We start from the raw sequence: 19,373 nt of genomic DNA, 5'->3' as shown, positions 1-19,373 counted from the left end.
GTGTGCCAGCAAACAACGCCGAACCATCAGCGGGCCGCCTTCTGTGTGGGGTAGTTCTCAGTCCGCCAGCCGTCCCAGGACGTCTGGATGGACTCCAGTTTGTGGGCACCCAGGTCATACGTCGAGGCAATCACTATGGCGCCGCCGTCGGGCCTGATCTCCTCGATCACAGGCTGGTCCGCAACGATCAGGAGCCCGTCCCCGTGCTCGGCATAGCCGTGGACGGTGAGCCCCACCTGATGGTTGCTGCGGTACCAGACCTTGCCGGAAATCTCCTCGCCGGTGGCCAAGGTCAGCTGGTACGGTTCCCCCGGTTTGGGAACATCAGACAACCCCAGCTTTTCGATGGCGGAACCCGGACCGCCCGGCAATTCGAAGAACAGGGTGTGCCGGGTGCCGTGCGGGTGGTGTTCCAGTGCGAACCGGAGTTGCTGGAGGAAGGTCAGCCACCCCTGGGTGATGTCTTCGTCCCACGCGGCCCACTCGGAATTGTGGTCCAGGGCCGCGCGGGTGATGCTGACCTGGGTACCTCCGGACACCGGTTTCAGGTCAAAGACGTCGCCGCCGTTGGTGGTCAGGCTCGTATGGTCCGGGGCTTCGGTGACGCCCTTGCCAAAGTAGATCTGGTTGATTTCGGCCTCCAGCTCGTCAGCCTCCCAGCCGTGCCACTGGGCCACCTTGGCGGGTTCGCGCAGCATGGTCCAGACCTGCGGCGCATCAGCATTAATGACCACGCTCAGATTGTTCGTCATAGCCCGAATCTACAGCGCCGGCGCAGCCCCGGGTAGGGGCACTTTGCTCAGGCGCGGACGGCCTCGAGTTCGTTGCTGATGCGGCGCTGCAGCTCGCCGAGGCCAATCGTTTCGGACCCGCCGTGCGCCCGCAGGAAAAGCAGCGACTCCAGGCGCAGCAGCCGCCACTCCCGCTCGGCCTCGTGGTTGGAGTTATCGATCGAGCGGAAAATCTCTTTGTCGTACAGGTTGGGTTCGTTGAGGGACCGCTGGCGCACTTTGGCGTTCATGCGCGCCTTGAAGGGGTCCGTTTCCTGGGTCTCCGGCGTGCGCAGCAGCTTTTCGTAGACCTCGGCACGGTCTTCCTGCCGGTCCTGGCGGCAGATGTAACTGGACAATGCCAGGGACGCCTCCACCGAGGCCCACCGGCCCGGGTTGCCGTCAAACGGCAGGACGTTGAGCAGGTCCGCTACCGCCAGCGCGCCCTCAGGGTCCTTCAGCGTGACGAACAGTTCATGGGCGAGGTCGCTGAGGTCCTTCAGGCAGCTGCCTGACTTGAAATTGATGCCTTTAGCCAGTTTGTCCGCCAGCAGCAGCACACCCACGGCGTCCGGGTGGGCTTCGGCGGCGGCCTCCACCACAGCTTCGGGCGTGCCCTGCGGCTCCGGAATCCGCGCGAGCTCTTCCGCGGAGGGGCCACTCACCGCGGGCGGGATGGCAGGCTGGGGAGGTACGACGACGGCGGGAGCTGCCGGCGCTGCGCCCCCGGCCGTTGGGGGCTGCTTTCCGGGCTGTTCGTCGCCGCGCGTTTGTGTATCGAGGGTGTCCACGTCGTTCGATGCGCCTTCGGGCGCCTGCCCTGCAGTTCTTTCCCCTTCAAGGCCCTGCGCTGCCGCCGGAAGCAAGGTGACGCCGTCCGGCGCTGACTGACGGGCGACGTCGCTGACAGAGGTGTCCAAAATTCTTACCGTGGAGCCGGCCGCGATGCGGATGGTGCCGCCGCCGGTGAGGTTTGCCAGGACCACTGCCGGTGTGCCGAAATCGTCGGATTCAAGCTCGACCCGCTGGATTTCGGCGGTGCGCCCGCCATCGGGCAGAAGGAGCTGATCRCCGGAAGTCAGAGATCCAGCCTGCTGTTCGCTGTATTGCCGTGCGGCTGGGGTTTCGGTCATGGGGGTCCTTAAATTCTCTTGCGGTCCGCCCTACAGTCTACAAAGGAGGGCGCGCCAAGTCCGGGACGCCGGGGATCCCGCGGGCGTCAGAAACCCACTCCGGCAAAGGCCAGCGCCTGCCGGACCAGGGCGCCGCGGCCGCCGCTGAATTCGAGCTGCACGCCGGGGCTCAGCACTTCTTCGGGGGTCATCCAGGTCAGTTCCAGGGCGTCCTGGCGGGGCTCACACTCGCCCGTGACGGGGATGACGTAGGCCAGGGACACGGCGTGTTGGCGGTCGTCGGTGAAGCCGGTGTGGGACGGAGCCGGGAAGTATTCGGCCACAGTGAACGGCACCGGGCTGATAGGGAGCTGCGGAAACGCGAGCGGGCCCAGATCCTTCTCCATGTGGCGCAGGAGCGCGCCGCGGATGGTCTCCCGATAGATCACCCGGCCGGACACCAGCGACCGGATCATGTTGCCGTCTTCATCCGCCTGCAGCAGCGTGCCCACCTCGTTCACGAACCCCAGAGGATCCAGCCTGACCGGAACGGCCTCCACGTAGATCATGGGAAGCCTCCCGCGGGCTTCGAAGAGGTCTTCCTCAGATAGCCAGCCGGGATTGGGGTCAGGAGTGCGAACATTCATGGTTAAGTTCTACCCCATCGACACGTGCCGGTCGGCGAGGGGTGAGCTCTCAGCGTAAAGCGGCGCCCTGAGCGCCGGGACGTCACCCCTCAGTGGACCGATGCGAGATCCAGAGGGTGGGCGGGACATGCTGGGTGGAATTGGGGCCCGGGGCGGTGGTTGCTGCGCCGGCTGCGTCCGGGTTGGGGGCGTCCGGGTTGGCCACGTGCAGGGTCCGGCCGAATGCCTCCTCCGTTTCGGTGACCTCAAGGCCGGCCGCCGAGAGCCGGGCACGCAGGGGGCCCAGATCGCCGTCGTACTCAAACCCCAGGCCCGAGCGCGGGCCGCCCGACGCCGGGCGCACCATCAGCACGCCGCCGTTCTTCGCGGTAAAGTCAGCGGTTTCGTCGGCGTCCGGGACCGGACGGAACCGGGCTCCAATGTCCTGCAGGGTCATGGCGGCCGCGCCCGGATCTGCGGTGAACCAGACGCCGACGACGGTCAGGGCAGGGTCTGCGTCAGCGCAGTTGGCGCCGTGGGCGGCTTTGTCCGCCAGAAAGGTGAATCCGTCAGCGCCGGTGATGCGGCACGACTCGCCGTGGTCCGCAGTGATGAGTTCCGCGGTGGTCTTCCCTGACTCCTCCGCAGCCAGGCCGGTGCGCCGGGCAAACTCGGCCAGGTCGCCCACCTCAACGCCCAGGGCCGTGGTGCCGTCGTCGGGGGAGCCGGGCTCGGTGGCGTGGAGGGCAAGCCGGCCCGAACCGGCGTCGAACTCCCGCCACGGGCCGTGGTCAACGGTCTTGGCCAGGCCCAGGGCGGCAAGGAGCTCTTCCCATTTTTCCGGGCGGGAGGTGAAGTGGACGGGCCTGACACGCAGCATGGTGACTCCTCGAATCCGGGACAGCGAAGTTACCGCCATCATGCCACCTCTTGAAACCGCTGGCACCGTGCAGAATAGGGCCATGGCCATTGAACTTGAGGAACTGCTGGTTAGAGATGCGGCCGCGTGGCGGGCATGGCTGGAAGCCAACCACAAGGCAAGCCCCGGCGTGTGGCTGGTCCTCCACAAGAAGGGCGGAAATACCACCGAACTGGACTACGACGCGGCGGTCGATGAGGCGCTCTGCTTCGGGTGGATTGATGGCCAGGTCATCAAGCGCGACGCCGGGAGCTACAGCCAGCGCATGACCCGCCGCGGTCCCAAGAGCGTTTGGTCGGCCCGGAATGTGGGGCATGTTGCCCGGCTGGAAGCCGCTGGCCGGATGACCGACGCCGGGCGCGCCGCCGTCGAAAGCGCCAAGTCTGACGGCCGCTGGGAGGTGGCCTATTCAGGCCAGGCAGCGGCGGAAGTTCCGCCCGACCTGGCCGCCGCGATCGCCGCCGTCCCCGATGCCCAGGCCATGTTCGACGTCCTTACAGCGGTGAACCGGTATGCCCTGATCTACCGGACGAATTCGGTGAAACAGGTGGCCACGCGGGAACGGAAGATTGCCGGTTTTGTGGAAATGCTGGCCCGCGGTGAGGCGCCCTATCCGCAGAAGAGAAAACCCGCCGCCCCGCCCAAGTAGGTCGCAGTTGATGTCGTATTGAGGGCTCATAACGACATCTACTGCGACCTAGTTGGGTCAGTCATCCATCGGAAACGCGACTGCTTCGCCCACCACGCGCAGGCAGAGCTCCATGCCCGGCCGGGCGATGGAGGCGTTCCAGTGCCGGATGGTGATGACCTCGCCCCCGCCGGGGTAGCGGTGGTCCTTGCCATCAGCCAGTTCGGGGGGAACCGAGAGTTTGAGCCGCACGGTGGTTTCGGGGCCGAAGTAGTCGGTGTCCACCACCACGCCGCGGATGGGGCCGTCCTCGGCGATGCGGATCTGCTCGGGCCGCAGCATCAGCTGCACACGTCCCTGGGACGGCGGCCGGCGGACCGGGATTCCGCCCAGGGAGCAGGTGGCCAGCGACCCTTCCATCCACGCGTCGAGGATGACGGCGTCGCCCAGGAATTCGGCCGTGGCCCGGTCGGCGGGGCGGGTGTACACCACGAACGGGTTGCCGATCTGGGCCAGTTTGCCGCCGCGCATCACGGCCACCTGGTCCGCGAAGGACAGCGCTTCTGCCTGGTCGTGGGTGACCAGGATGGTGGTGACTCCGGCTTCGCTGAGCACTTTGGCCACTGCCCGCCGGGTCGCGACCCGGAGGCCTGCGTCCAAGGCGGAGAACGGCTCGTCCAGCAGCATCAGTTCGGGTTCACGGGCCAGGGCCCGGGCCAGCGCAACACGCTGCTGCTGGCCGCCGGACAGCTGGTGCGGGCGCCGTTTGGCCATGGCGGGATCCAGGGACACCATCTGCAGCAGTTCATTGATCCGGCCGGCCACCGCCCGGCGGCCACCGGCCAGCTTGGCCGGGTCCAGGCCGAAGGCCACGTTCTGGCCCACCGTGAGGTGAGGGAAAAGGGCGCCGTCCTGGGCAACGTACCCTACGTGGCGCTTATGGGCCGGGAGCCAGACGCGGTCGCCCGCCACCTTGACGCCGTTCAGCGAGATGCTGCCCGTGGCGGGGTGTTCAAAACCCGCGATGAGCCGCAGCAGCGTTGTCTTGCCGGAGCCGGACGGGCCCACAATAGCTGTGGTGCCGCCCTTGGCCACGGACAGGTTGACGCCCTTCAGCACAGCCTGGGAACCGAAGTTCTTGGTGACATCCGTAATCTGAAGGTGGCTGTTGGTGGAAGGCTCCACGGACGGCGCGATCCGCGGTTCCGGGAGGCGGGAGGGGGATTGTTCGGTCACTGTCCGGCCACTTTCTTGGACTGCTGGAAAAGGAGATAGGTCATGGGTGCGGAGAGCAGGATCATCAGCAGGGCGTAGGGTGCCGCGCCTGCGTAGTCGATTTCGCTGCTCTTGCTCCAGAACTCGGTGGCCAGGGTCCTGGTCCCGTTGGGCGAGAGCAGGAGCGTGGCGGTCAGCTCGTTGGCGATGGCCAGGAACACCAGGGCAGCACCGCCGGCCGCGGCAGGGGCAGTGAGCCGCAGCGTCACCCGGATAAAGGACTGAAGCGGGGGTTTGCCCAGGGCCTGCGCGGCTTCATCGAGTTCCTTCGGAGCCTGGGCCAAACCCGCGCGCAGGTTCACCAGCGCACGCGGCAGGAACAGCAGGACGTAGGCGGCCAGCAGCACCCCGGTGCTCTGGTAGATGCCGGGGACCACCCGGATGCTGACCGTAACAAACGCCAGGCCCACCACAATCCCCGGCAGGGAACTGGTGACGTAGTTGGAGAGTTCCAAGGACTTGCTGAACCAACTGGGGTGCCGCACCGCCAGGAAGGCCATCGGAAAGGCCACCACGGTGGTCACCACGGCGCCGGCCAAGCCGTAGCCCAGTGTGGCAAGCAGCGCGGGGAGGAACTCGTCCGCAGCCCAGATCGCCGGACCGCCTGCCGTGACCCATCGCATGACCAGGAAGAGGGGCAAGCCGAAGGCCAGTGCCGTCAGGGCAAGGAGGGCAAGCTGGGCCGGCCCCTGATAGACGTGCAGGGGCAGGCGCAGGGCCTTTGCCTGTGCGCCGGAGCCAACCCGGGCATAGCGGGCGCTGCCGCGGCCGCGGACCTCCACCACCAGCAGGATCAGGCAGAAGAACACCAGCACGCTGGCCAGCATGTTGCCCGCCGTACCGTTGAAGGTGGACTGGTACTGGATCATGATTGCCGTGGTGAAGGTGTCGAAGCGGATCATCGCGAAGGCGCCGTATTCGGCCAGCAGGTGCAGGCCCACGAGCAGCGCACCGCCGGTCATGGCGATCCGCAGCTGCGGAAGCACCACCCTGAAGAAAACCCGCCAGTTACCCAGCCCCAACGCCGCGGCTGACTGTTCGATGGCAGGATCCAGGCGGCTGAGCGTCGCCGCCGCGGGAATGTAGACCAGCGGGAAGTAGGAGAGCGTGGCGATCAAAACACCGGAGCCCAGCCCTTCCAGGGACGGCACGGCCGACACCCACGCGTAGCTGTTCACAAACGCCGGAATGGCCAGCGGCGCTGCCAACAGCACCGCCCAGATCCTGTGGCCACGCAACCGCGTCCGTTCCACCAGCCAGGCGCCACCAACGCCGAGGATGAGGCAGAGCGGGACAGTGATGAGCATCAGCAGGATCGTGTTGAGCAGCAGTTCGCCTACCCGTGGCCGGAAGATGAGTTCGACGGCGGTGTCCCACCCGGTTGCGGCCGTCATGTAAACGACGTACCCGAGCGGGATCAGGGAGAACATGGCGATCAGTACGGCCAGGATGGACACCGTGGAAACGCCGAGAGGCGGGCGGGGGCGCTTGCCCCGGCCCGCCGTCGTCGTGCTCCCCGCTGTAGGGGGAGCCGATAGATCAGAAGTCACAGAATTACAGGAGTCCTGCCTTGGTCATCATCTCGGTGACCTTGGCGGAGTTGAGCTTGGCGGGGTCCACGGTAGGTGCCTGCAGGTCCGCGATGGGAACGAGTTTTTCGTTGGACGGCACATCCGAGCCGATGGCGTACTCGAATGAGGTGCCGTTCTTGAGGACTTCCTGGCCCTTCTTGCCGGTGATGAATTTCAGGAAGGCCTGCGCCGCCGCTGCGTTCTTGGAAGTCTTCAGCACACCGCCGCCTGAGACGGAGACGAACGCGCCCGGATCCTGGTTCTTGAAGTAGTACGGCGTGACCTTGTTGGAGTTCTCGCCGGTCTTCGCCTGGTCGCCGTAGTAGTAGTAGTGGTAGATCAGCGCGGCATCGACCTCGCCGGCGTTGACTGCCTTCATGGCGGTGCTGTTGCCCTTGTAGGCCTTGTAGTTGTCCTTCATGCCCTTGAGCCAGTCGTCAGCGGCAGCCTCGCCCTTGAGCTCCAACAGTGCCGCGACGATGGCCTGGAAGTCGGCGCCGGACGGTGAAGCGGCCCACTTGCCCTTCCACTCCGGCTTGGCCAGGTCCAGCATGGACTTCGGCAGCTGGTCTTCGCTGATCTTGGTCTTGTCGTAGACCAGGACTGTGGAGCGGGCGGCGATGCCGGTCCACTTGCCGGTGGACGGGCGGAACTCGGCCGGAACCTGCTCGAGGGTGGCTTTGTCCACGTCGGCGAACAGGCCGGCGTTCTCCACCTGCGCCATTGCGGGGGAATTTTCGGTGAGGAACACGTCCGCCGGTGAGGCTGCGCCTTCCTGGACGATCTGGTTGGACAGCTCGGTGTCCGAACCCTGGCGCATGGTCACCTTGACGCCGGTCTCAGCCGTGAAGGCGTCGACCCATTCCTGGGTCAGGCTTTCATGCTGGGCGTTGTAGACGGTGATTTCGCCGGAGGCGGAGCCGGCAGAACCGGACGCGGAGCCGGTGGCGGCCGGGGTGGTGGACCCGCCGCAGGCGGTCAGTCCGAGGGCTGCGGTGGCGGCGATCGCGATGCCTGCCAGGGCGCTTTTGCGGATCTTCATTGAGGGCTACTTTCTGGGGAAAAAGTCTGTGGACCTGGGGTCCTGGCGAGCCGGGAGATCGGTGGCTCACTCGAGAAACTGTAGGTTAGCCAAACCTAAGATTCCAAGCGCTGCAGGCCTTAAGTGATCAGGATCACATGCATTACGACACTATTGCATGACCTAATTGCTTCAGGTGAAGATTCCTTAGCGTCCCGAATTATGCAAACTTCGTGTGGCCTAATCGGCGAAACATGACGGGCGGCCCCGCTGGCTATGCTGGCTTCATGCCTGAGCTTGCGTATTTCCTGCCCACGCTTGCGGGCATAGGCCTGCTGATGGTCCTGGCAGTTGCCGTCTTGCTGGCCTTCCGTGTGCCGTCCGCTTTTTCTCCTGCGCTCGCGATCCTCAGGGGTGCGGTCCAGCTGGCCGCCGTCAGTTTTGTCCTCAGCGGCGTCATTACGAATCCGTGGTGGGTTGCCGTTGGGCTGCTGGTGATGTTCACGGTGGCGACGGTCAGCGCCACCCGGCGGCTGGGCTGGAGCTGGGCCCGCCTCGGCCTGGTGGGCGGCTCCATGGCAGCCGGCATCACGGCCACGCTGCTGATCATTTTCGGTACCGGCGCCATCGACTTCAGTCCCCGCTATGCCCTGGCCATTGGGGGAATAGTGATCGGGAACGCGATGACGGTAGCGGTCCTGGCCGGCCGGCGGTTCGCGGAGACGGTCCATGATCATTGGGATGAGGTGGAGGGCTGGCTGGCGCTGGGCGCGACGCCGCGGCGGTCAACCCTGGACCTCGCCCGCCGTTCAGTGCACGGAGCCTTGATTCCGGCCACTGACCAGACCAAGACCACCGGCCTGGTCACCCTCCCAGGGGCCTTTGTGGGTGCCATCTTCGGTGGGATTTCGCCCCTGGAAGCCGGCCGCTTCCAGATCGTGGTGCTCGCGGCGATCATGGCCGCCGGCGCCGTCACTGCCGTCCTGGTGGTCGCCCAGCTCGCGCCAGTCAGGGTGCAGCCGGCCCTGCCCCGGTAACTGCAGGCCGATTAAGGCTGGCGGCGGCTTCCAGCACCATCCAGGCCTGCAGCTGGGTGGAAAGTTCGACGCCGGTGCCCGCCGGGTAGGTGGCGTCTGCCGGCTGCGCTGCGTGGATGGAGAAGAGCGGCCCGCCTTGAGTGCGCCGGCCCGCCCAGAACGCCTCAGCGGTCGCGTTAACAAGTTCGGCAGCTGTGGTGCGGGCGCCCTCCGGGAGCCTGGCATCGAGGGCGGCGAGCGCCAGGTAGCGGCAGAGAATCCCGGTGAAGAGTCCGCCGTCGCCCGTTCCGTCGCACCGGAGGATGCTGGTGCGGGTGTCCGGGGGGCTTCCGGGGACCCCTGCAGGGGCCGGGACGGTCAGGTGCGAGTCGACTGCCCGGATGACGGCGGCAGCCCGACTGAGGTTGGCCTCGCCGCCAAGCTCCAGCAGGGCGCCCAGGACCGGGCCTTGGTTGTATGTGTAAATGGTGTTCTCCACGCTAATTTCGCCGACAGCGTTGAGGCGTGCCCCGTCAACGTAGAGGCCTTGCGCCTGATCAAACAGAACGGTGTTGAGCCAGTCCACCAACCGCTGCGCCTTGGCCTGCTGTCCGGTCCGGGCGTAGTAGAGCGCCACCGGTGCAGTGGCCGGCGTGTTTTTGAAGTCCCGCTTCTTACTCCAGAAGGTCCCGCCGCCCAGGTCATTCGTGGAGGCGGCATCGAACTGCAGGGTCAGCGTTTTGCGGACGCGGGCATTGCGCCGGCTGCCCGGTTTCTGCGTCTCCTCGGCCAGGTTCTGCAGGCGGAGGGTGGCCAGTGCCAGCCAGGCCATGTCGTCGTAATAGCTGTTGACGATCGTGTTGGCGTTGCGGAGCCGGATGCCCGTGACCAGCCTGGACGCAAGCTTGCCGGCGCTGGGGTTGGCGGGGCCGTTGAACCTGGCCGCCGGCGTGGCTCCGTTGCCAAGTTCGCGGCGCCCGGCGTCCACCAGGCAGTCCAGGTAGTGCGCCTGCCACCAGTAGTGCCAGGGACCGAACAGGTTCTGAAGCCGGTTTGACGGCCAGCGGACCGCCCCGAGGTGGGTTCCCGGCAGGAACAGCAGCCGCTGGCCAAAGTGCGATGTCACCGAGCGGGCCGCCTCGTTCGCGCGGGCCTGCCAGACGGTGGGTGCCCGGCCGTCGGGTGCTGGGCTGGTGTCCGGCGAAGTCATGCGTACACCCTAGCGGGCGTTCACGGCGGCCTCCCTGGGCCCGTGCGAGAGTGCGGCAAGCCCGGGAAGGGGTGCGGCGCACGGGTATTTCAGTTAACATGCACTAACTAATGGTCGCCGCCGGCACGCCTGCGGGGCCGCATCAAGGAGGATGTATGGACGTCAAGGGTACGGTCGCGCTGATTACGGGCGGGGCATCCGGCCTGGGGGCTGCCACCGCGAAGCGACTGTTCGACGGCGGCGCCTCGGTGGTGCTGGTTGACCTTCCGTCGTCTGCCGGCGCGGCTTACGCGGCAGAGTTGAATGCCGGGGGTGCCACCGCCGCGGGCGGCGTCAACGGCGCCGGGCCACGGGCGGTCTTTGCTCCCGCGGATGTTACCAACGAAGCGGAAGTCCAGGCCGCCGTCGATGCCGCCGTGAACGTCGGTCCGCTGCGGATCGTGGTCAACTGCGCGGGCATTGCCACGCCCGGGAAGGTGCTGGGCCGTGACGGAGTCCTTCCCCTGGACGTCTTCAACCGCGTTATCCAAGTGAACCTTATCGGGACTTTCAACGTCCTCCGCCTCGCGGCCGCGGCCATGGTTGCCACCGAGCCGGTCAGTACGGACCTGGGCGGCCCGGAGCGGGGCGTCATTGTGAACACCGCTTCCGTGGCGGCCTTCGACGGGCAGATCGGCCAGCCAGCCTACGCAGCTTCGAAGGGGGCCGTCGCCGCCATGACCCTGCCGCTGGCCCGTGAGCTGGCGCGTTCGCTGGTGCGCGTAGTGACCATCGCCCCGGGCATCTTCGAAACGCCCATGATGGCAACCCTGCCGCAGGACGCGCAGGATTCGCTGGGCCGGCAGGTGCCGCACCCGTCGCGCCTTGGCAGGCCGGCCGAATATGCCAGCCTGGTGGCGCACATCGTCGACAACGCCATGATCAACGGCGAAACCATCCGGCTTGACGGCGCCATCCGGATGGGCCCGAAGTGAACGGGCTGCCAACCGCCGACTATTTCGCTTTTGAGTCCCTCCTCAGTCCGAAGGAACAGGCCAAACTGGCCGAGCTGCGCGAATTCCTCGCCACGGAGATCGCACCCTTCGCCTCGGACTGGTGGAACAAGGCCGAGTTTCCGGCGCACATCCTGCCCAAACTCGCCGCGCTGGAGCTGAGCACACCTGCCCAACGCGGCTACAGCAACCTCTTCGCGGGCCTGGTCATTGCCGAGATGACGCGCGTGGATACGTCGATCGCCACGTTTTTCCTGGTCCACCATGACTTGTTCGTGGAGTCGCTCTACGGCTTCGGCTCGGAGGGCCAACAGGAGCGGCTGCTTGCGGACGCCGCAAACCTGCGCATCACCGGCGCTTTCGCCCTCACCGAACCCGGCCACGGTTCCGACGTTGCCGGCGGGATGGAGACCCGCGCGCGGCGCATCTCCAGCGCCACCGGAAAGCCCGACGACGACGGCGACACCTGGGTGCTCAACGGCGCCAAGCGCTGGATCGGGAACGGGACGTTCTGCGACTACATGCTGGTGTGGGCCAAGGACGAATCCGGTGGCCCCGACGGGCTGCCCGGCGCGGTGCGTGGATTCATTGTGGACGCGTCCCTGCCGGGGGTGAGCCGGACCCGGATCGAAAACAAAATTGCGCTGCGGACCGTGCAGAACGCGGACATCGTGTTTGAGGACGTCCAGGTTGCCGAGGCCGACCGTTTCGCCGGCATCAACAGTTTCGAGGACACCAACCAGCTCCTGCGCGGCTCGCGGATCATGGTCGCATGGCAGGCGGTGGGGCAGCAGCTTGCGGCGTTCGACGTCGCCCGGCAGTACGCCGTCGAACGCCAACAGTTCGGCCGGCCGCTGGCCAGGTTCCAGCTCATCCAGCAGCAGCTGGTCACCATGCTGGGCAACGCCGTGGCCAGCATGGGAATGATGGCCCGGCTTGCCCAGCTGCAGGACGCCGGTGCCGCAGACATGCCCCAGGTGGCCCTCGCCAAGTCCTACACCAGTGCCCGGATGCGCGAGACGGTGGCCCTGGGCCGGTCCATCCTGGGCGGCAACGGCATCGTGACTGACTATCGGATGGCCAAGATTTTCGCCGACGCCGAGGCCATTTTCACGTACGAGGGCTCCTACGAAATCAACACCCTCATCGTGGGCCGGGCCGTCACGGGCGTGTCCGCGATCGTGTGACGCCCCGGCCGGCGGGGCGGGATCGGTATTCACGGTCAATCCCCGGGAGACGGAAAACGGCCTCGCCCATCAAGTAATGCACGCTGTCGACCAAGGGATTGGCCACCGCTCGGAGTACGGCTCATAGGCGAGTAACGTCTGACTTAAGGGACCACCACTAGCCGGACTGGAGTGACCATGAAGATTGCAGTACTGGGAACCGGAAGCGTGGGCCCAGCCCTCGCAGCGGCACTGTCCGGACTCGGCCACGAGGTGGTGATTGGAACCCGTGACCCGGAGGCCACGCTGGCCCGCACCGAACCCGGCACCACGGGCGGACCGCCGTTTTCCCGGTGGCACGCATCCCACCAGGAGATAGCCGTCGCCACGCTCGCGGACGCCGCTGCGGCCAGCGAACTGGTGGTCAACGCGACGAATGGCACGGCCTCCGTTCAAGCCCTGGCTGAAGCCGGCGCAGCGAACCTGGCCGGGAAGATCGTGATGGACGTCGCCAACCCCCTCGACTTCTCCCAGGGTTTCCCGCCGTCCCTGAACCCGGTGAATACGGACAGCCTGGGGGAACAGATCCAACGGGCCTTCCCGGAAACGAAGGTGGTCAAGACGCTGAACACCATGACCAACAGCGTGATGGTTGATCCCCGGCACGTAGCCGGCGGGGACCACACCGTGTTTGTCTCCGGCAATGATGCCGGGGCCAAGGCGGCAGTCACTGAAATCCTGAGGGCCCTTGGCCATGCAGACGTACTCGACCTCGGCGACATCACCACCGCCCGCGGCGCGGAAATGATCATGCCCCTCTGGTTGCGGGTCTGGGGTGCACTGGGGACTGGCGAGTTCAATTTCAAAGTAGCCCGCTGAGCCCCGTTCATCGGAGCCGGTCCTGCGGCGGAAGTCAAGGGCACGGACATCAGCTGAGACGGATTCCCGCTTCGCCATCGGGTGCGGGTAGCATCGAAAGGTAGTAACGCGGCTCACAGTATCCAGCGCAGTGTACGAGCCAAGTCCCGAACCCTCGAAAGACAGTTTCCATGGCTAACACTGCAGTGAATCCCACAACCGATCTCGCCTCAGAACTGAGGGCCGACGTCCGGCGCGTCTCCACCCTGCTGGGCGAATCCCTGGTCCGCCAGCACGGCCCCGAGCTCCTAAACCTCGTGGAGCAAGTCCGCCTCCTCACCAAGGAATCCAAGGAAGCCGCCCGCGGCGGCGCCGATGCCACCGGTCCGTGGAGCGCGCACGACGTCGTCGAGCAGGTCCGCGAACTGCTGGGCTCCCTGCCCATTGAGCAGGCAACCGACCTGGTACGTGCCTTCGCCTTCTTCTTCCACCTCGCCAACGCCGCCGAACAGGTCCACCGTGTCCGCACCCTGCGGACCAGGCAGGAAAAAGACGGCTGGCTGGCCAAGGCTGTCACCGAAATCGCCGCCCAGGCAGGGCCCGAAAGGCTCCAGGAAGTGGTCAACGGACTGGACGTCCGCCCCATTTTCACCGCCCACCCCACCGAAGCCTCGCGCCGTTCGGTGCTGGACAAAATCCGCAAGCTCTCCGATGTGCTGGCCCAGCCCACCAAGGAAGGCACGTCCGCGCGCCGCAGGCAGGACCGCCAGCTGTCCGAGGTCATCGACCAGATGTGGCAGACCGACGAGCTGCGCCAGGTGCGTCCCACCCCGGTGGACGAGGCCCGCAACGCGATCTACTACCTCGGCGGCATCCTGACCGACGCCATGCCGGAGATACTGTCGGACTTCTCGGAATTGCTCGGAGAGCACGGCGTCAGCCTCGCGTCCCAGGACGCCCCCATCCGATTCGGTTCCTGGATCGGCGGCGACCGCGACGGTAACCCCAACGTGACGGCAGCCGTCACCCGGGAAATCCTGCAGATCCAGAACCAGCACGCGGTCCGCATCAGCATCGGCATGATGGACGAGTTGATCTCCATCCTGTCCAACTCCACAGCCTTGTCCGGCGCGGACCAGGGCCTGCTGGATTCGATCGAGGTGGACCTGAAGAAGCTCCCGGGCCTGGACCGCCGCGTCCTGGAGCTCAACGCCCAGGAGCCTTACCGCCTCAAGCTCACGTGCATCAAGGCCAAGCTCATCAACACGGGCAAGCGGGTGGCCGTGGACTCAACCCACGAACACGGCCGCGACTACCGCTCCACTGGCGAACTCCTGGCGGATCTGGAACTGCTGGAACTGTCCCTCCGCAACCACTCGGCGTCGCTCGTTGCTGACGGCGCGCTGGCCCGGGTCCGTCGCGCCGTCGCATCGTTCGGCCTGCATCTGGCCACCCTGGACATCCGCGAGCACGCGGACCACCACCACGACGCCGTGGGCCAGCTCATGGACCGGCTCGGCGGCCCGGGCCTCCGCTACGCCGAACTGAGCCGCACTGAGCGCTTCGAGGTGCTGGGATCCGAGCTTGCCTCCCGCCGCCCGCTGTCCGGCCACCCCATCAAGCTCGACGGCGTCGCGGACGGAACGTACGACGTCTTCCGTGAAATCCGCCGCGCCCTGCGCACTTACGGCCCGGACGTCATCGAGACCTACATCATTTCAATGACCCGCGGCGCGGACGACGTCCTGGCCGCGGCGGTCTTGGCCAGGGAAGCCGGCCTGATCAACCTGTTCGGGGAATCGCCGTACGCCAAGATCGGCTTCGCGCCGCTGCTGGAAACCGTGGAGGAGCTGCGCGCCTCGGCGGAGATCGTGGACCAGCTGCTGTCCGTCCCGTCCTACCGGGACCTGGTCAGGCTCCGCGGCGACGTCCAGGAAATCATGCTGGGGTACTCGGACTCCAACAAGGAATCCGGGGTCATGACCAGCCAGTGGGAGATCCACAAAACCCAGCGGAACCTGCGCGACGTCGCGGCCAAGCACGGCGTCCGGGTCCGGCTGTTCCACGGCCGCGGAGGTTCCGTTGGCCGCGGCGGCGGACCCACCTACGACGCCATCATGGCCCAGCCGAACGGCGTGCTGGAAGGCGAGATCAAGTTCACCGAACAGGGCGAGGTCATCGCGGACAAATATTCGCTCCCGGAGCTGGCCCGGGAAAACCTGGAGCTCTCGCTCGCGGCTGTCCTCCAGGGCTCGGCGCTGCACCGCGATCCGCGGACCTCTGACGACCAGCGCGAACGCTACGGGCACGTCATGGAAACCATTTCCGATGGTGCTTTTGAGCGGTACCGGTATCTCATCGACGATCCTGACCTGCCCGCCTACTTCCTGGCCTCCACGCCGGTGGAGCAGCTGGGCTCGCTGAACATTGGCTCCCGCCCGTCCAAGCGCCCGGATTCCGGGGCCGGCCTCGGCGGCCTCCGCGCCATCCCGTGGGTGTTCGGCTGGACCCAGTCCAGGCAGATCGTGCCGGGCTGGTTCGGCGTGGGGTCGGGCCTGAAGGCGGCCCGCGAGGCAGGCCACTCCGCCCAGCTTGTGGAGATGATGGAGCAGTGGCACTTCTTCCGGTCCGTGCTCTCCAACGTGGAGATGACCCTGGCCAAGACCGACCTGGACATCGCCGGTTACTACGTGGCCACGCTGGTACCGGAGGATCTGCACCGCATCTTCCGCGCCATCCGGGAGGAGTACGACCTCACGGTCAGGGAAATCCAGAACCTTACCGGCGAGAACGTCCTCCTGGACGCCCAGCCCACGCTTAAGCGTTCGCTGGAAATCCGCGACCAGTACCTGGACCCCATCAGCTACCTCCAGGTGGAGCTTCTCCGGCGTATCAGGGCTGCCCAGGGCGCCGAAGGCGTCCAAGGCTCAGAGGGCGAAAGCATGAGCAACGCGGAGATCGACGAAAGGCTCCAGCGGGCCATGCTGATCACGGTCAACGGGGTGGCGGCCGGCCTGCGCAACACCGGCTAACCGGCCCCCCGGGACGCTGTCTCACCGGTCGCCGTAGTGCACCACCACGGTCCGGCGCGTGCTGGGCCCATCTGCGTACGGCATGGTGCTGACGCCCACGCCATACAGCGCCGTAAGCTCCGTCTCGCTCAATAGTTCCCGGGCGTCGCCGGTCCGGGGTCCACCGGGGGAGAGCAGGACTGCACGGTCCGCGAGGTAGAGGGCGTGGTCCGGGTGGTGGGTGCTGAGGAGCACCGCCATACCGTCCGTCATCAGTTCGCGCAGGAGCCGCAGGACGCGGACCTGGTTCTTCAGGTCCAAGCCGGTGGCGGGCTCGTCCAGTACCAGGACCGGACAGCCGGCGGCGATGGCCCGCGCGATCAGGACCAGCTGCTGCTCGCCGCCGCTGAGCGTGGGAAAGAACCTGGTGCGGAGGCCGGCGATGCCTACCCGGTCCATTGCCTCGAGCGAAGCAGCCCGGTCCGCTGCTCCCGGGGAACGGAACAGACCGATCTGGCGGGCCCGTCCCATCAGCACCATGTCCAGGGCCCGGTACGCGAACGTACTGCCGTGGGCCTGCGGGACGTACCCGGCCCTGGCCGCCCGCATGACGCTTCCCTCTACTGGCGCGAGGAGTCCGGCGGCGCAGCGCACCAGCGTGGTCTTGCCGCTGCCATTCGGGCCCAGGACGGCGGTGGCAGTCCCCGGGAGCACCTGGAAGCTGACATCCCGGAACACCCAATCCGCCCGCCCATAGCCGAAGCCCACGCCCTCCAGCTCAAGCACTTTCCCAGATCCTGTCCCGGTTTCGGCGCAGCAGGACAAAAAACACGGGCGCGCCGATCAGCGCCGTCAGCACGCCGAGCGGGATCTCGCCCGCCGTCGCGGTACGCGCCACGGTATCCACGAGCATGATGTAGGCGCCACCGAGGAGGAAGGACACCGGCAGGAGCACCCGGTGGTCCGGCCCCACCCACATCCTCGCCAGGTGGGGGATCACCAGGCCCACCCAGCTGACCACACCGCTGACAGCCACCGCCCCGGCCACAATCAGTGCTACCGAAACCAACACCACCCACCGCAGCGGCCGGGGCCGGATCCCGAGGGCGGCGGCATCGTCGTCGCCCAGCGAGAGCACGTTGATGCGCCAGCGCAGCGCCAGAAGCACCAATGCGCCACCAACGACCGGGATCAGCGCCACTGCCACCTTGCCGAAGGTGGCAGTGGCCACGCTGCCCAACAGCCAAAACACGATGGCCGGCAACGTGGTGTTCGGATCAGCGATGTACGTGACCAGGGCAACCAGCGCGGAAAAGAAGGATCCCGTGACCACGCCGCCCAGCACGATCATCAGCAGGGGAGTCCCGCCGCGCCCGGAGGTGATCAGGAACAATGCGGCCAGGGCAACCAGACCGAACGCGAAAGAACCCGTGATCAGCGCAAAAGTCCCCAGACCCAGGAGCAGCGCGAGGGACCCGCCGAAGGATGCGCCCGCGGATACACCGATGATGTCCGGGCTCACCAGGGGATTATGGAAGATGGCCTGCAACGCCGCACCGCCGATGGCCAGGCCGCCGCCCACCAGAAACGCCAGCAGCACGCGCGGCAGCCTGACCAGAAGCACCACACTGGATTCCGTGCCGGTCGCCTCGACCGGGATCGGGACGACCTGCCCCACGAGGATCTGCACAACATGCCACAGCGGAACGTTGTACCGGCCAACGGCCAGGGCCACCAAGGTCACGGCGACGAGGAAGGCTGTACTGATGGTGATGGGCTTCAGGGCGGATGGTCCCGACCGCCTGGTTTCGTCGGGCTCAAGCGGTGACCCGCCGCGTTTCCCACGCGAGCTGCCGGCGGCGTGAACGGCGCCGTCTTTCCGGTCCGGGCCACCGGATGCCCGCACACGGCCGGCGTCAAGCCGTTCGTCGCTGGCGTCATGCAGCATTGAACTGCCGGTAGTGGTCGGAGCCGGCGTTGGCCGTGATCCACAGGATCTTGTCCAGCTCGGTCGCGGTGGGCTTGTGGCCATACAGGAAATCGAAGTACTCGACGACCTTGTTCCGGAGCGGGGACTGCTGCAAGGGGAACGCGATGTCGCTCAGCCAATGCCACATCAGGGGTGATTCCTGCCCGGGCGGATCCCACCGGTATCCACCCAGCGGCACCTTGTAGACGCGTCGGTTCCTGACCGCGGAGACGGTCTGCCAGACGGGGTCTGCATAGAGATCCTGCGGCATGGCGTTATCGAAATTCCCCAGCAGGATGATCTCCGGATCCCAGCGCAGTACCTGCTCCACGTCCAGGCCCACCATCCCCGAGCCCTTCAGCGGATCGTCCCCGGTGGCGGGATTCGTGCCACCCACCAGCTTGATGTAGAAATCGTTGTAACTGTTGGCCGCGGCCACCTTCAGGCCGCCGGTGAAGCGGTTGAAGTACAGGATGCTGGGCCGGGCTGAGTCCCTGCCGGCCGCCAGATCCTTGATGGCGGCCAGTTCCACATCGCTCCGGGCCTTGATATCCGCGGCGCGTTCAGGCTTCCCCAGCATTGCGGCGAACATGGCCACCCACGCGTCCACATCCTCCTGCTTGCCCGTGTTGGTCAGCCCGATGACGTTCAGGCCGGCCTTTTCCAGCGGGTCGATGAGCTGCGCGTCGGACCACTGGATCACCACGTCAGGGTCCAGGGCGCGCACGCTTTCCACATTGGCGGTGAAGTCCTGCGTGGCGATGTCGTGCGGCAGCTCCAGTGCTTTGGGAAAGATGGTGCCCATGATGCCGTCGCGCATGGCCACCCAGGACGCGTTGTGCATGGCGGCGAGGTGGTCCGCCGTCCGGTCCACCGCCACCAGCAGCGACGCCGCCGGCATGGGGATGGTCACCACCCGCGTCACCGGCCGCGCAAAGGTGAGGGTTTTGCCACGCTGGTCGGTGACGCTGATCGCGCCGCTGCCGCCGCTTCCGCCGTTTGTCGCAGGGCCCGACGACGGCGGCGAACCGGGGGTGCCGGCGCATCCGGCCAGTAGGGCTGCGGATCCTCCAGCCACCAGAAGTTGAAGGRCGGCGCGGCGGTTCAGATCAGTGGTTGCCATGGTGTGTGACCCCTGTGCTTCGGTCTTCACAGCATCCGCTCGCGTGCGGAAGCTGTCAACGGTTGTTGGGGTGGCCTGGCGAGCGCCGCGCTCTTGTCCGGGGAAG

17 protein-coding genes are annotated in these 19,373 nt (G+C 66.6%); 6 read left to right on the top strand and 11 right to left on the bottom strand.

Annotated features, from left to right (window positions below; all coding sequences use genetic code 11):
• Positions 1-26: 26 nt before the first annotated feature.
• The 4 genes from AC1DIM_RS00685 to AC1DIM_RS00670 all read right to left on the bottom strand — a co-directional run bounded on the left by AC1DIM_RS00685 (position 27) and on the right by AC1DIM_RS00670 (position 3,388).
• Entirely contained in the window at positions 27-752 is a 726-nt protein-coding gene (locus AC1DIM_RS00685; protein ID WP_477708576.1) for an SRPBCC family protein, read from the bottom strand.
• A 47-nt stretch (positions 753-799) separates the two neighbouring features.
• Positions 800-1,903 carry a DUF6707 family protein gene (locus tag AC1DIM_RS00680; RefSeq protein WP_477708575.1) on the bottom strand — a complete coding sequence of 368 codons (1,104 nt, stop codon included), beginning with the start codon at positions 1,901-1,903 and terminating at the stop codon, positions 800-802.
• Positions 1,904-1,989: 86 nt separating this feature from the next.
• Positions 1,990-2,529, bottom strand: coding sequence for an NUDIX hydrolase family protein (locus AC1DIM_RS00675; protein ID WP_164202427.1), 540 nt, complete (start codon positions 2,527-2,529; stop codon positions 1,990-1,992).
• An 82-nt stretch (positions 2,530-2,611) separates the two neighbouring features.
• Positions 2,612-3,388 carry a VOC family protein gene (locus AC1DIM_RS00670; protein ID WP_477708574.1) on the bottom strand — a complete coding sequence of 259 codons (777 nt, stop codon included), beginning with the start codon at positions 3,386-3,388 and terminating at the stop codon, positions 2,612-2,614.
• 82 nt (positions 3,389-3,470) lie between these two features.
• Here AC1DIM_RS00670 and AC1DIM_RS00665 point away from each other — a divergent pair, with 82 nt between their 5' ends.
• Positions 3,471-4,076, top strand: a complete 606-nt coding sequence (locus AC1DIM_RS00665; protein WP_477708573.1) for a YdeI/OmpD-associated family protein — start codon at positions 3,471-3,473, stop codon at positions 4,074-4,076.
• Between the two features lie 57 nt (positions 4,077-4,133).
• Here AC1DIM_RS00665 and AC1DIM_RS00660 read toward each other — a convergent pair whose 3' ends face one another.
• From AC1DIM_RS00660 to AC1DIM_RS00650, 3 genes are read right to left on the bottom strand one after another with little or no spacing between them, the layout of a single operon-like run.
• Positions 4,134-5,291 carry an ABC transporter ATP-binding protein gene (locus AC1DIM_RS00660; RefSeq protein WP_477708572.1) on the bottom strand — a complete coding sequence of 386 codons (1,158 nt, stop codon included), beginning with the start codon at positions 5,289-5,291 and terminating at the stop codon, positions 4,134-4,136.
• Entirely contained in the window at positions 5,288-6,880 is a 1,593-nt protein-coding gene (locus tag AC1DIM_RS00655; RefSeq protein WP_477708571.1) for an ABC transporter permease, read from the bottom strand. The genes AC1DIM_RS00660 and AC1DIM_RS00655 overlap by 4 nt, the downstream gene beginning before the upstream one ends.
• Before the next feature lie 4 nt (positions 6,881-6,884).
• Positions 6,885-7,943, bottom strand: coding sequence for an iron ABC transporter substrate-binding protein (locus AC1DIM_RS00650; RefSeq protein ID WP_477708570.1), 1,059 nt, complete (start codon positions 7,941-7,943; stop codon positions 6,885-6,887).
• A 266-nt stretch (positions 7,944-8,209) separates the two neighbouring features.
• On the opposite strand from AC1DIM_RS00650, the gene AC1DIM_RS00645 reads away from it, so the two are divergent.
• Positions 8,210-8,959 carry an ABC transporter permease gene (locus tag AC1DIM_RS00645; protein ID WP_477708569.1) on the top strand — a complete coding sequence of 250 codons (750 nt, stop codon included), beginning with the start codon at positions 8,210-8,212 and terminating at the stop codon, positions 8,957-8,959.
• On the opposite strand, the gene AC1DIM_RS00640 is transcribed toward AC1DIM_RS00645, so the two are convergent.
• The gene (locus AC1DIM_RS00640) at positions 8,931-10,148 is read right to left on the bottom strand and encodes a glycoside hydrolase family 76 protein (protein ID WP_477708568.1); all 1,218 of its coding nucleotides are present in this window, start codon (positions 10,146-10,148) and stop codon (positions 8,931-8,933) included. The genes AC1DIM_RS00645 and AC1DIM_RS00640 overlap by 29 nt on opposite strands.
• 155 nt (positions 10,149-10,303) lie before the next feature.
• On the opposite strand from AC1DIM_RS00640, the gene AC1DIM_RS00635 reads away from it, so the two are divergent.
• The 4 genes from AC1DIM_RS00635 to ppc all read left to right on the top strand — a co-directional run bounded on the left by AC1DIM_RS00635 (position 10,304) and on the right by ppc (position 16,196).
• On the top strand, positions 10,304-11,122 hold the full coding sequence (locus tag AC1DIM_RS00635; protein WP_477708567.1) for an SDR family NAD(P)-dependent oxidoreductase: 819 nt from the start codon (positions 10,304-10,306) through the stop codon (positions 11,120-11,122).
• Positions 11,119-12,327, top strand: coding sequence for an acyl-CoA dehydrogenase family protein (locus AC1DIM_RS00630; RefSeq protein ID WP_477708566.1), 1,209 nt, complete (start codon positions 11,119-11,121; stop codon positions 12,325-12,327). Before AC1DIM_RS00635 ends, AC1DIM_RS00630 begins: the two co-directional genes overlap by 4 nt.
• A 177-nt stretch (positions 12,328-12,504) precedes the next feature.
• Complete coding sequence (locus AC1DIM_RS00625; RefSeq protein WP_477708565.1) at positions 12,505-13,185, top strand: NADPH-dependent F420 reductase; 681 nt, start codon at positions 12,505-12,507, stop codon at positions 13,183-13,185.
• Between the two features lie 170 nt (positions 13,186-13,355).
• Positions 13,356-16,196: a phosphoenolpyruvate carboxylase gene (gene ppc, locus AC1DIM_RS00620; protein ID WP_477708564.1), complete on the top strand. Its 2,841-nt coding sequence runs from the start codon at positions 13,356-13,358 to the stop codon at positions 16,194-16,196.
• 21 nt (positions 16,197-16,217) lie between these two features.
• On the opposite strand, the gene AC1DIM_RS00615 is transcribed toward ppc, so the two are convergent.
• The 3 genes from AC1DIM_RS00615 to AC1DIM_RS00605 are packed head-to-tail and all read right to left on the bottom strand — an operon-like array spanning position 16,218 to position 19,267.
• Positions 16,218-16,961, bottom strand: a complete 744-nt coding sequence (locus tag AC1DIM_RS00615) for an ABC transporter ATP-binding protein (RefSeq protein WP_477708563.1) — start codon at positions 16,959-16,961, stop codon at positions 16,218-16,220.
• Complete coding sequence (locus AC1DIM_RS00610; protein WP_477708562.1) at positions 16,954-18,123, bottom strand: FecCD family ABC transporter permease; 1,170 nt, start codon at positions 18,121-18,123, stop codon at positions 16,954-16,956. The genes AC1DIM_RS00615 and AC1DIM_RS00610 overlap by 8 nt, the downstream gene beginning before the upstream one ends.
• Positions 18,113-19,267 (bottom strand): ABC transporter substrate-binding protein, encoded by a 1,155-nt coding sequence (locus AC1DIM_RS00605; protein WP_477708561.1) that lies wholly within the window; start codon positions 19,265-19,267, stop codon positions 18,113-18,115. Before AC1DIM_RS00605 ends, AC1DIM_RS00610 begins: the two co-directional genes overlap by 11 nt.
• Positions 19,268-19,373 lie beyond the last annotated feature (106 nt).

The organism is Pseudarthrobacter sp. 01T43 (assembly GCF_056398665.1).
This window is presented reverse-complemented; position numbering and strand designations above follow the sequence as displayed.